The following is a 12,115-nucleotide window of genomic DNA, read 5'->3' as shown; positions in this document are numbered from 1 at the left end:
CTGACACAGTCAGCCCAGTCGACCACCCGAAGCCTCGAGATAGCAGGCGGCGCAGAGGGATTCGTACCAGATGTCGGTGCCGTCGATCGCGACCTGATCACCGTCGAAGATGATCGCGTCACCGGCGCGTCGGGTGTTGAACACCGCCTTGCGCCCGCAGCGGCAGATGGTCTTGAGCTCCTCGAGTGCATGGGCGAGGTCCATCAGCCGCGCCGACCCGGGGAACGCCATCGTCCGGAAATCCGTGCGGATGCCGTAGGCGAGCACCGGAACGTCATCGAGCACGGCGATGCGCAGCAGGTCCTCCACCTGCGCCGGGGTGAGGAACTGGGCCTCATCCACGAGCAGACAGGCCACGGGTTTGATCTGCCGGTTCAGCGCCCCTGACTCCGCTTCCATGTCATCGAGCAACGTTCCCGGCGTGGTCCCCGCCGCATGCTGTGCCACCAGGTCGCGCAGCGGAGCCTGCGGCGGGATCAGGAAGTCCACGTTGCGGGTCACGCCGAGACGGGAGACGATCTCGTCCTCGCCCTTAGTGTCTACCTGGGGCTTCGCCAGCAGAACCCGCTGACCGCGCTCCTCATAGTTGAACGCGGCCTGCAGCAGCCCGGTCGACTTGCCCGAGTTCATCGCGCCATAGCGGAAGTAGAGCTTAGCCATTCTCAGAAGAACCCTTCGGCTTTGACAGCTCCGGGCTCAGCGCAGGCGGCTGATCGCCTCGGGTGCGGAAGCGTCGCAGTCGCGCAGCAGCTTGGTGATGCGTTCAACCTCGGCGGTCTCGCCGATGGCGGCCGCAGCCTGGCCCAGCGCGCCCAGGGAACGCAGGAAGCCGCGGTTGGGCTCGTGGCTCCACGGCACAGGGCCGGCACCGCGCCAGCCGGAGCGGCGCAGCACGTCGAGGCCGCGGTGGTAGCCGACCCGGGCGTACGCGTAGCCCTCCACGGTGTATCCCTGGTCCAGCGCGTCCTCTGCGAGCAGCGCCCAGACCAGGGAGGACTCCGGGTGTTTCGCCGCGAGATCCACGGGCTCCTCGCCGGTGGCCAGCGATTCGGAGACTTCGGGTTCAGCCGGAAGCAGCGTGGGCTCCGGCTCCATCAAATTTTGACCAACGATGCTCATGGCCACATCCTACTGCCAAGATTCCTCACCGGGATTCGCATCCAAAGCCGCTCCCGCACGGGCTGCGCGGCCCTCTCGACGTGAAGATCTCGGCCGGAGCCCGGCGACGGCCCGCCTGGACTCCAGCGGGCCGCCGCCTGATGTGGCTGCGCGGATCACTTCTTCTTGCGGCTGGACTTCTTGCCGGAGTCGACGAGGGCGATGGCGATCGCAGCGAGCCAGGCGTCCTTTGCCAGCGGAGTGCCGTCCTGGGTGGGGCGGACGCCGTCGGACTGGGTCATGCCGTCATTGCGGAAATACATGCTGAGCATGCCCGCGGTGAAGGTGCCGAGTGCGAGACCTGCGACCCGGTTGCTCACGAAGGGTGCCAGCAGCGCGCCGCCGAGGGCGATCTCTCCCCATGCCAGAGCCTTGCCGAACTGCTCCGGCGAGAGCTGCTTGACTGCGGGCACGCCGGTGGCGGCCATGCCCTGCATGCCGGCGGCGGAATCGGCATCAAGGCCGAGCTTGCCGATCCCGGCGTTGAGGATGAAGGCACCGGGGACGGTGCGCAGCGCGATCGTGGACATGTTCATGAGGTTCTCCGACCTGTTGGGGACGTCCGGCCGCCTGAGACGGCGGCCGTTGAAGACGATTTCCCAAGGCTCAACCCTACCGAGGGCGCGGCCATTCCCACGCTCGGGACCAGTCAGCGGCCCGGTCGGCTGGGAACGACGACGGCGGCCGCCGCTTCGCCGAGAAGGGACGGCCACCGTCGTCGTCGTTGCTCGGCGCGGGACGCTGAGCGAGAAGTATTACTTGATGGACTTGCCGGCGGAGCCGAGGCGCTGGGAGGCCTCCACGATGCGGGCGGCCATGGACTCTTCGGCCTTGGCGCCCCAGACGCGCGGGTCGTAGGTCTTCTTGTTCCCGACCTCGCCGTCGATCTTCAGCACGCCGTCGTAGTTGGCGAGCATGTGACCGGCCACCGGGCGGGTGAAGGCGTACTGGGTGTCGGTGTCGATGTTCATCTTGATCACGCCGTAGGAGACCGCGTCGGAGATCTCCTGCTCGGAGGAGCCGGAACCGCCGTGGAAGACCAGGTCGAAGGGTGCCGCCTTGCCGTACTTCACGGCGGCCTCCTCCTGGATCGCCTTGAGGATCTCCGGGCGCAGCTTCACGCCGCCGGGCTTGTACACGCCGTGGACGTTGCCGAAGGTCAGCGCGGTCATGTAGCGGCCGTGCTCGCCCAGGCCGAGCGCCTCGATGGTCGCGGTGGCGTCTTCGATGGTGGTGTAGAGCTTCTCATTGATCGCGTTCTCCACACCGTCCTCTTCGCCGCCGACGGTCCCGATCTCTACCTCGAGGATCTGCTTGGCGGCCGCGCTGCGGGGAAGCAGCTCGGCGGCGATGCGCAGGTTCTCCTCGAGCGTCTCTGCGGAGCCGTCCCACATGTGGGAGTTGAAGATCGGGTCGCGTCCGGCCTTGACCTCGGCCTCGGAGGCTTCGAGCAGCGGCAGCACGAACCCGTCGAGCTTGTCCTTGGGGCAGTGGTCGGTGTGCAGCGCGATGTTTACGCCGCAGCTCTTGGCGACCTGCTTGGCGAAGGCGGCGAAGCCCAGGGAGCCGACCACCATGTCCTTGACGCTGGCGCCGGACCAGTACGCGGCACCGCCGGTGGAGACCTGGATGATGCCGTCAGACTCGGCCTCGGCGAAGCCGCGGATGGCGGCGTTCAGGGTCTGCGAGCTGGTGACGTTCACCGCGGGGTAGGCGTAGCCGCCAGCCTTCGCGGAATCGATCATCTGGTTGTACTTGTCCGGGGTTGCGATAGCCACGTGTGAGCTCCTTATTGCATAAGTCAGAGACGGCAACGTCATTGGTGCGCTGCCGTCATCCTATCGGGGTTGAGCCGCCAGAGCCGAGGAATCTTTCGCTCGATCTGCAGAATCTTCAGGTCCCGACGTGGTCACAGGGTCGTTGCTCCAGCGGTCGCCTCTGCCGATCTTCGAGGGCCACCAGAACCGGTGACCGAGGTCCACGCCGATCGCCGGGACCTGCAGGGTACGCACGATGAAGGTGTCGATCAGCACGCCCAGGGCGACCAGGAAGGCCAGCTGCACCATGAACATCAGCGGCAGCACGCCCAGGGCGGCGAAGGTCGCGGCCAGCACGATGCCGGCGCTGGTGATGACTCCGCCGGTGATGACCAGTGAGTAGAGCAGCCCCTCCTTCGGCCCGCGGCGGATGGTCTCCTCCCGGGCTCGGGTGGCCAGGAAGATGTTGTAGTCCACCCCCAGGGCGGTGAGGAAGACGAAGCCGAACAGCGGCACCGTCGGGTCGGCTCCTGGGAATCCGAAGATGTAGTTGAACACCAGCGCGGAGATGCCCAGTGCTGCGGTGTAGGAGAGCACCGTGGTGACCAGCAGGATCAGCGGGGCAGTCACTGAGCGCAGCAGCACGATCAGGAAGGCCAGGATGACCAGCAGCACGATCGGGATGATCGTGATCAGGTCACGCTGGGCGGTCTCGTTGGTGTCCAGCTGGGTGGCGGTGGTGCCGCCGACCAGCGCTTCGCCGTCGAGCGCGTTGAGCTCCTCGCGGAGCTCCCCGATGGTGCGCTCAGCCTCGAGGGAGTCCCCGGAGTCGGTCAGCGTGACCGAGAGCTGGTTGTAGCCGTCGACCTCATTGGCATCCTCAGGTCCCTGGGCCGGTGCGCCGTTCTCGGCCACCGCGTAGACCTCGCCTACGCCGTCGCGGGCATCGACGATCTCGAGTGCCGCGGCAAGCTCATCCGCAGGCACGAAGACGTTCGCGGGGGCACCGGTGCCGGCATCGAAATGCTCCTCGAGCATCGCCTGGCCATCTTTGGCGTCGGTCTGGCCCAGCACCTGTTCCGACTGCGGGACGCCCTCGGCGCGCAGATCCAGCACGCCCACCGAGGCGATGAGCAGCAGGCCGGTGACCACGAGCCAGATGAACCGGGGACGGGCGCGGACCTTCTCCGCGACCACGGCCCAGAGGGTCCGACGCCGCGAGGTGTGCTTCGTGCGGCGCGTCTCCAGGTCTGGGTTCGCGGCCAGGGCCTCCTCCACGGCGGGCTTGGGCGCATGCGGGACCTTGGGCCAGAAGACCGGACGGCCGAAGAGCGCGAGCATCGCGGGCAGGAAGGTCAGCGTGGCGAGCATCGCGAAGACGATGCCGGTGCTGGCCACGGGGCCCAGTGCCCGGTTGGAGTTCAGATCGGAGAAGAGCAGGCAGAGCAGCGCGGCGGCCACGGTGCCGCCGGAGGCGAGGATCGCAGGGGTGGAGCGGCGCCAGGCTTCCCAGAGCGCATCGAAGCGGTTCTCTCGGGCGAGCAGCTCTTCGCGGTAGCGGGCGACCAGCAGCAGCGAGTAGTCGGTGGCGGCGCCGATGACCAGGATCGAGAGGATGCCCTGGGCCTGGCCGTTGAGCGTGATCCACTCCCACTTGGCCATCTGGAAGATCACGGTGATGGCGCTGGAGAGCGCGGCGATGGAGGAGAGCAGCACCAGGAAGGGCAGCAGCACCGAGCGGTAGACCACCACCAGGATGACGAAGACCGTGATCACGGCGACCAGCAGGAGCAGCCCGTCGATGCCGGCGAAGGCGTTGGCGAAGTCATCGGAGAGCGCCGCCGGTCCGGTGACGTGGGTGGTCCACTCATCTTCCGTGAGCTCGGAATCGACGAGGTTGCGCAGCTCTTCGACAGCACCGTCCTCGACCGCGGCCTCTTCCATGAGCACCAGCACCTGGAAGGCCTCCCCATCTTGGGAGACCTGCGGGGGCAGGGAGCGGTCGACGCCGCCGAGCTCGTTGATCTCGCCCACCAGAGCCTCCAGGGAGGCGAGCGCCTGCTCATCGACCTCACCGCCGGCGGGTTCACCGATGAGGGTCGCCGGGACGGAGTCATCGTCGGAGAAGCCCTGGCTGAGTTCGAGCGCCTGGGTGGACTCCGCGTCGGCGGGAAGGAAGGTGGTCTGATCATTGGTGGTGACCTCGCTGACCTTCCCGAAGGTCTGACCGCCCACGGCGGTCACCCCGAGCCAGACCAGCACCAGAATCGCGGGGATCAGGATCCGGATCCAGCCGGGCTGGGTGCGGCTGCGCCCCTGCTGAGTCTTGTTCTTCACGTCTTCTCGCTATCGTTCCCGCCGTACCTAGACGCTGCGCCGCGCCACGTGGCACGAAACGCTGCACTGTACGGGCATAACCTCGGCCTTCACCGGCAGGTGTTGATCCCTGCGTGGAAGACATCTGACGAAGACACTGTACTGCGCTCGAGTATTTCTAATTTGTAGCAGATTCCCAGGCTTGGGTGGGCGTGCGAGATGCGACTGTCGACTCCCCCCACATCTCGGCTCGCTTCGCGCGGGACGCGGAGACGCGGCACGCGCAGCGTCACCTGTAGGCCCGGAGGTGGCTCAGGTGACGCTGCGCGGTCGGCGGCGTCGAGCAGAGGGTGAGGTGCTCGCGTGCTGACTATTCGACGACGACGAGCAGATCTCCGCCGTCGACCTGCTGCACCCCGCTGATCACCGCTCGGGTCACGGTGCCCGCCACCTGGGTGGTGATCCCAGCTTCCATCTTCATCGCCTCGATGGTGGCCACGTTCTGTCCGGCCTCCACGGTGTCACCCTCCTCGACCGTGAGCGTGACCGCTCCGGCGAAGGGTGCGGCGACATGGCCCGACTTGGAGGCGTCGGCCTTCTCGGCGACCGCCACGGTGGCTTCCACGGAGTCGTCCCGGGCGCCGACCTGGCGGGCCTGCCCGTTGAGCGTGCACATGACGGTCCGCACACCCTTGGGGTCAGGGTCTGAGACGGTCTGCAGCGTGACCAGCAGCCGCACACCTCTGCCCAGCGAGATGACGTGTTCGTAGCCGGTGCGCATTCCGTAGAGGAAGTCCCGGGTGTGCAGGACTTGGACGTCGCCGTACTTGTCCCGGGCGGCCTCGAAGTCCTTGGTCGGGCCGGGGAAGAGCAGCCGGTTCAGCGTGCGACGCCGGACGGCGGCGTCGTCGGAGCGCAACGCTGCGGAGTCCTCCTCGGTGAGATCCTGATCCAGCGGCTTGATCGTGCGGCCTTCCAGCGCCTTTGAGCGGAACGGCTCGGGCCACCCGCCTGGCGGGTCTCCGAGCTGTCCGGCGAGGAACTGGATCACCGAATCGGGCAGGTCGAAGCTCTGCGGGTTCGCCTCGAACTCTTTGGGGTCGACGTCCATGCCGACCAGCTGCAGCGCGAGATCCCCGACCACCTTCGAAGACGGGGTGACCTTCACCAGCCGGCCCAGCATGGTGTCGGCTGCGTGGTACATGTCCTCGATGTTCTCGAACCGCTCCCCCAGGCCCAGCGCGATGGCCTGCTGGCGCAGGTTCGAGAGCTGACCACCCGGGATCTCGTGCCGGTAGACCCGGCCGGTGGGGCTGGTCAGCCCTGATTCGAAGGGCGTGTAGATCGAGCGCACGGCCTCCCAGTAGGGCTCCATGGAGGCCACGGCCTCCAGGCCCAGCCCGGTGTCGCGCTCGGTGTGCTCCAGGGCTGCCACGAGCGCCGAGGCCGGAGGCTGCGAGGTGGTCGCCGCCATCGAGGCCACCGCGACGTCGACGGCGTCGACCCCGGCCTCGGCGGCGGCCAGCAGGGTGGCCAGCTGTCCGCCGGCGGTGTCGTGGGTGTGCAGGTGCACGGGCAGGTCGAAGCGTTCCCGCAGGGCGGTGACCAGGGTCTTCGCCGCGGAAGGACGCAGGAGCCCGGCCATGTCCTTGATTGCGAGGATGTGCGCGCCGGCGTCGACCATCTGCTCAGCCAGGCCGAGGTAATAGTCCAGGGTGTAGAGGTCCTCATCCGGGTCGGAGAGGTTGCCGGTGTAGCAGATGGCGGCCTCGGCCACGGCTGTACCGGTCTTGCGGACCGCCTCGATGGCCGGGACGATCTGGTTCACATCGTTGAGCGCGTCGAAGATCCGGAAGATGTCGACCCCGGTGGCGGCGGCCTCGGCCACGAAGGCGTCGGTGACCTCCAGCGGGTAGGGGGTGTAGCCCACAGTGTTGCGGCCGCGCAGCAGCATCTGGATCGGGATGTTCGGCAGCTCAGCGCGCAGCAGGCGCAGCCGGTCCCAGGGGTCCTCGGAGAGGAAGCGCAGCGCGACGTCGTAGGTCGCGCCGCCCCAGGCCTCGACCGAGAGCAGATCGGGGGTCACATGCGCGACGGCGGGCGCGGCGGCGAGCAGGTCGCGGGTGCGCACGCGGGTGGCGAGCAGCGACTGGTGGGCGTCACGGAACGTGGTGTCGGTGACGGCCAGCGCGGTCTGTTCGCGGAGCTTCCGGGCGAAGCCCTCGGGGCCCTCGCTGATGAGGACCTGGCGCCAACCGTCGGGCTTGGGGTGGTCCGAGGGGCCGTCGAAGGGACTGCGGTCCGGCTCGTCGCGCTTGTCGCCGGGGAAGTGCGGGAGCTTGTCGCGCGGGTCGATGCCTTCGACCCGGGGGCCGTAGGGCTGGTTCACGGTGACGTCGGCCAGGTACTGCAGGGCCTTGGAGCCGCGGTCCTGGGAGCGGTTGATCTTGGCCAGCTCGGGGTGGGCGTCGATGAAGTCGGTGGCCACGTCCCCTGCGAGGAACTCCGGCGAATCCAGCACGTTGAGCAGGAACGGAATGTTGGTGGCGACCCCGCGGATCCGGAATTCCGAGAGCGCGCGACGGGCGCGGGCGATGGCGGTCTGGTGGTTGCGGCCGCGGGCGGTGAGCTTGACCAGCATCGAGTCGAAGTGCGGGCTGATCTCGGCGCCGGCGTAGACGGTGCCGCCGTCGAGCCGGATGCCGGAGCCGCCGGCGGAGCGGTAGACGGTGACCGTGCCGATGTCCGGGCGGAACTCGTTGGCCGGGTCCTCGGTGGTGATCCGGCACTGCATGGCGGATCCGCGCACGCGCAGGTCCTCCTGCCGGATGTCGAGGTCTTCGAGGGTCTCCCCTGCGGCGATGCGCATCTGGGCGGAGACCAGGTCGATGTCGGTGATCTCTTCGGTGACGGTGTGCTCCACCTGGATGCGCGGGTTCATCTCGATGAACACGTGCTGCCCGGCGCGCTCACCGACGGTGTCCACGAGGAACTCCACCGTGCCGGCGTTGCGGTAGTTCATGGCCTTGGCGAACGCGACGGCGTCGCGGTGCAGCGCCTGGCGGATGTCCTCGTCCAGGTGCGGGGCCGGGGCGATCTCCACGACCTTCTGGTAGCGGCGCTGCAGCGAGCAGTCGCGCTCGAAGAGGTGGACCACGTTGCCTTCGCCGTCGGCCAGGATCTGGACCTCGATGTGGCGGGGACGCAGGACAGCCTGTTCGAGGAAGACGGTGGGGTTGCCGAAGGCGGTCTCGGCCTCGTGCATGGCCGAGCGCAGCGATTCGGCGAGGTCTTCACGCTTGTCCACCCGGCGCATGCCGCGTCCGCCGCCGCCGGCGACGGCCTTGACGAAGATCGGGAAGCCGATCTCCTCGGCGGCCTTGATGAGCTCTTCGGTGTCCTTGGAGGGCTCGGAGCTCTGCAGCACCGGGACTCCGGCCTTCTTCGCGGCACGCAGGGCCTTGACCTTGTCTCCGGTGGATTCCAGGACGTCGGCAGGCGGACCGATGAAGGTGATGCCCGCCTCGTCACAGGCTCGGGCCAGGTCAGGGTTCTCGGAGAGGAAGCCGTAGCCGGGGTAGATGGCATCCACGCCGGCGTCCTTGGCGACGCGGATGATCTCTTCGATGTTCAGGTAGGCGCGGACGGCGTGGCCCTCTTCGCCGATCCGGTAGGCCTCGTCGGCCTTCTGCCGGTGGAAGGAGTTGCGGTCCTCATGCGGATACACGGCGACGGTGCGCGCGCCGAGTTCGACGCCGGCGCGGAACGCGCGGATGGCGATCTCCCCGCGGTTGGCGACCAGGATCTTCGAGAACATAACTGCGGTCTCCCTCACTTCGTGGCGCCGCCACCTCATTGTGGCGGCGTTGGAGCGATCCTACCGGGCTGGGGGTTCGAGGAGGAGGGTCTCCCTCAGTCGCGCGGGTCTCCTCGTGTTCACTCGTGGTGTGAGAGGCCCGGCACCGAGATCTGATCCACCGGGACCGAGAAGCAGATGCCGTGAGACTCCCCGCGCTTGAAGAGGACCTGATGCAGGGAGTCCGTGATGGGCTGCACCTTTTCCTCCTGCACGACCATCATGAGCACCGACTGCGCGCCCGTGAAGCGGACCCCGAAGAACGTCTTGTGCGGATGAGCGCCCACGCCTCGGGCCGACAGCGCTGTCACGCCGGTCGCTCCGGCGTCCTCGACCAACGAGATGGCTCTCTCCTCCTGATCGTCCGGGATCACGACGAAGACGACTCGGTGCGGCATCAGGTCTCCTTGGGGGCGGTCGATGAAGATCTTCGAGCTTGCGCCGTGGCGGCGAATCTCACGACGCAAGCATAGGCGAGGACCGCGATGACCGGACCGACCGAGGCGAACGCGATGAGCCCGAAACCGTCCATGAGCATGTCCCTGCCGGGCGTCGCCGTAGCCAGGCCGATTCCCAGAGCGGTGATCAGCGGGACGGTGATCTCGCTGGTGGTGACTCCACCGAGGTCGAAGGAGAGCGGAACCAGGTCCTTCGGCGCCAGCAGCAGCAGGAGCAGCGCGAGCAGGTACAGCCCGATGATGATCGCCACGAATGACCCCCCGGTCAAGATCCGCAGCACGCCTACTCCGATGCCCACCGCGACGCCGCAGGCCACCAGGACCCTGAGCGTGTTCGCGCTCAGACGCTTCTCGGAGATCTCCTGCGCCTCCTCGCTGATGGCCATCAGCGCAGGCTCTGCCATGGTCGTGGCGAACCCGATCAGCACGCCGAAGGCGACGATGAGCAGGACCTGGTCCGTCTCGATGAGCTGCTCCGCCATCCGACTGCCCATCGGCAGGAGTCCGATCTGCAGCCCCACGATGAACCCGTAGAGGCCGAGGACGACCATCGCGAAGCCGACAGTGACCCCGATGGGATTGCCGAGTCTCCTGCGCAGCACGACGAACTGGAAGAACAGCACCACGGCGATCACCGGAAGCACGTCGCGAACAACGGTCATCAGGCCCACCAGCAGATCCAGCCACCATGCCGCTTCATCCGCTGAGTCAGTCGAGACGACGGCCGCGGCATCTCCGAACTGATAGACCACGATCCCGTAGAGCTGGACGCTGATCATCGGAACCATCACGCACAGCGCCACGAGACCGAATCCGTCTCCGAGGCGACTCCTGCCGGTGATAGAGGCGGCCATCCCGATGCCGATCGCCGCGATGAGCGGGACCGTGACGATGTTCGTGGTGACCCCACCGGAGTCGTAGGCCAGGCTGGCGACCTCCTCCGGTGAGATCAGGGTCAGCCCGATGACGACGGTGTAGCCGATGAGCAGGACTCTGTGCAGGGCCCAGCCCAGGAACACACGCAGCGCGCCGATCACCATCACAAGCCCCACGCTCAGCGCGATCACGAATCGCAGCGTCATGCTGTTGATCCGGCCCTCGCTGACCAGCTCCGCCTGATCTGCGACCGAGATCAGCGCCGGCTCGGCAATGACCGCTGCGAACCCGATGAAGAAGCAGAAGGGAAGAAGCTTCCACAACGACGCCGTCTTCACCAGCTTGTTGGTGATCGACTTCCCGACCGGAAAGACGCTGCGCTCCAGTCCCTCGAGGAAGAGCGCGATCCCCGCGGCGACGATCAACAGCCCGATGAGGATGGAGCCGGCCCCCTCCGGGACCTGTCGGAAGACCGCGGCCTGGAAGAGGACGACGACCAGAAGGATGGGCAGAAGTGCCCTGAGCGCGTGGATGAACCGTCGTCGCAGCGAACCCAGCAGCTTCACATCAGATCCCTCCCGTGCAGCTGCTGCACCTCGACGTCGAAGAGTGGAGCTAAGGGGAGTCGAACCCCTGACCTCGTCGATGCGAACGACGCGCTCTACCAGCTGAGCTATAGCCCCGCGCCCTGCCGCCGTGCTGCAGACCAGACTTCTCCGGCCATCTGGACCCGCGGCGTCGGCCCTCACAGGATAATGGACATGAGACGCCGGCTGCTGAGGCTGCCGCCGCCGATCCCACGCCCTAGGGTCTCCACCCCAGCCCGTGGTAACGTCTCTGACCCTCCGCAGCACTTGCGCCAGCAGCGACACGAGCAGGTCTGAGCAGAACGGATCAACAATGTCCTCATCTCTCCCTGAACTCATCCACCAGGACTCGATTCTGCTGGATGCGGAAGCAGCCGACTGGAAATCCGCCGTGCGCCTAGCAGGTGGCCTCTTGGAACAGGCAGGCGTCGCGTCTGCTCAATACACCCAGGCGATGATCGACAACGTCGTCGACAACGGTCCCTATATCGTGATCGCACCCGGCTTCGCGTTCGCGCATGCCCGCCCCTCCGAGGCTGTCCAGCGCACCGGCATGTCCTGGGTGCGGCTGAAGGAGCCGGTCGACTTCGGAAGTGGGGACAACGACCCGGTCTCCTTGGTCGTGGCACTTGCTGCCGTAGATTCCAAGCACCACACGCATGCCCTGGCCGAGCTCAGTGGCGTCCTGGGCGATGAGGACACCCGGGCCGCGTTGGACGCCGCCCCGTCCCCCGCAGCCATCTCCGCCATCCTTCGAGGAGAAGACGAGTCCCCTAAGTCTGCAGGCCCGGCGACCCGGTCGTCGGGCGGGAACGAACAGCACCTGATTCTCACCGTCTGCGGCAACGGCCTCGGGACCTCGTTGTTCTTGAAGAACACTCTTGAAGGTGTTCTGGACACGTGGGGCTGGGGTCGGTACCTCAACGTTGAAGCCACCGACACCATCTCGGCTCGCGGACGGGCTTCAGAGGCGAAGGCGATTCTCACCTCCGGAGAGATCGCCAAGTCCCTCGGCGACGTCGGCATCCCGGTGAAGGTCATCGAGAATTTCACCAGCAAAGACGAGCTCGACGGCGCTTTGCGCGAACTCTACAACGTCTAAGGAAC

9 protein-coding genes and 1 tRNA gene are annotated in these 12,115 nt (G+C 67.1%); 1 reads left to right on the top strand and 9 read right to left on the bottom strand.

Translation table 11 applies throughout. The features are described from left to right. Nucleotides 1–9: 9 nt before the first annotated feature. From LTI14_RS12590 to LTI14_RS12550, 9 genes are all read right to left on the bottom strand, one after another. Nucleotides 10–660 (bottom strand): thymidine kinase, encoded by a 651-nt coding sequence (locus LTI14_RS12590; RefSeq protein WP_241470312.1) that lies wholly within the window; start codon nt 658–660, stop codon nt 10–12. A gap of 36 nt (nt 661–696) precedes the next feature. After that, nucleotides 697–1,119 carry a DUF3151 domain-containing protein gene (locus tag LTI14_RS12585; RefSeq protein ID WP_241463601.1) on the bottom strand — a complete coding sequence of 141 codons (423 nt, stop codon included), beginning with the start codon at nt 1,117–1,119 and terminating at the stop codon, nt 697–699. 155 nt (nt 1,120–1,274) lie between these two features. Beyond that, nucleotides 1,275–1,694, bottom strand: a complete 420-nt coding sequence (locus LTI14_RS12580; RefSeq protein WP_241470313.1) for a hypothetical protein — start codon at nt 1,692–1,694, stop codon at nt 1,275–1,277. 219 nt (nt 1,695–1,913) lie between these two features. Further along, nucleotides 1,914–2,936: a class II fructose-bisphosphate aldolase gene (gene fbaA, locus LTI14_RS12575; RefSeq protein WP_241463599.1), complete on the bottom strand. Its 1,023-nt coding sequence runs from the start codon at nt 2,934–2,936 to the stop codon at nt 1,914–1,916. A 60-nt stretch (nt 2,937–2,996) separates the two neighbouring features. Continuing rightward, nucleotides 2,997–5,252 carry an MMPL family transporter gene (locus LTI14_RS12570; protein WP_241476715.1) on the bottom strand — a complete coding sequence of 752 codons (2,256 nt, stop codon included), beginning with the start codon at nt 5,250–5,252 and terminating at the stop codon, nt 2,997–2,999. 349 nt (nt 5,253–5,601) lie between these two features. Then, nucleotides 5,602–9,048: a pyruvate carboxylase gene (locus LTI14_RS12565; RefSeq protein WP_241476714.1), complete on the bottom strand. Its 3,447-nt coding sequence runs from the start codon at nt 9,046–9,048 to the stop codon at nt 5,602–5,604. Nucleotides 9,049–9,167: 119 nt separating this feature from the next. Beyond that, nucleotides 9,168–9,485, bottom strand: coding sequence for a P-II family nitrogen regulator (locus tag LTI14_RS12560; protein ID WP_241463596.1), 318 nt, complete (start codon nt 9,483–9,485; stop codon nt 9,168–9,170). Next, nucleotides 9,485–10,987, bottom strand: coding sequence for a DUF1538 family protein (locus LTI14_RS12555; protein WP_241470316.1), 1,503 nt, complete (start codon nt 10,985–10,987; stop codon nt 9,485–9,487). The genes LTI14_RS12560 and LTI14_RS12555 overlap by 1 nt, the downstream gene beginning before the upstream one ends. Before the next feature lie 44 nt (nt 10,988–11,031). Further along, a tRNA-Ala gene (locus tag LTI14_RS12550) sits at nt 11,032–11,104 on the bottom strand. Between the two features lie 217 nt (nt 11,105–11,321). Between LTI14_RS12550 and LTI14_RS12545 the strand changes: the two genes are divergently transcribed. Continuing rightward, on the top strand, nt 11,322–12,110 hold the full coding sequence (locus tag LTI14_RS12545; RefSeq protein WP_241476713.1) for a PTS sugar transporter subunit IIA: 789 nt from the start codon (nt 11,322–11,324) through the stop codon (nt 12,108–12,110). The last annotated feature ends 5 nt before the right edge of the window (nt 12,111–12,115 follow it).

The sequence above is a fragment of the Nesterenkonia sp. YGD6 genome, from assembly GCF_022565895.1.
In the GTDB taxonomy this organism is placed as follows: Bacteria; Actinomycetota; Actinomycetes; order Actinomycetales; family Micrococcaceae; genus Nesterenkonia.
The sequence above is the reverse complement of the archived record's forward strand: the minus strand, read 5'-3'. Positions and strand labels throughout refer to the sequence as shown.

What these genes read in the sequence shown, in the direction of transcription:
- LTI14_RS12545 (WP_241476713.1), top strand. Translation starts at nt 11,322, where the DNA reads ATGTCCTCATCTCTCCCTGAACTCATCCACCAGGACTCGATTCTGCTG.
- LTI14_RS12565 (WP_241476714.1), bottom strand. Translation starts at nt 9,048, where the DNA reads ATGTTCTCGAAGATCCTGGTCGCCAACCGCGGGGAGATCGCCATCCGC.
- LTI14_RS12560 (WP_241463596.1), bottom strand. Translation starts at nt 9,485, where the DNA reads ATGCCGCACCGAGTCGTCTTCGTCGTGATCCCGGACGATCAGGAGGAG.
- LTI14_RS12580 (WP_241470313.1), bottom strand. Translation starts at nt 1,694, where the DNA reads ATGAACATGTCCACGATCGCGCTGCGCACCGTCCCCGGTGCCTTCATC.
- LTI14_RS12590 (WP_241470312.1), bottom strand. Translation starts at nt 660, where the DNA reads ATGGCTAAGCTCTACTTCCGCTATGGCGCGATGAACTCGGGCAAGTCG.
- LTI14_RS12585 (WP_241463601.1), bottom strand. Translation starts at nt 1,119, where the DNA reads ATGAGCATCGTTGGTCAAAATTTGATGGAGCCGGAGCCCACGCTGCTT.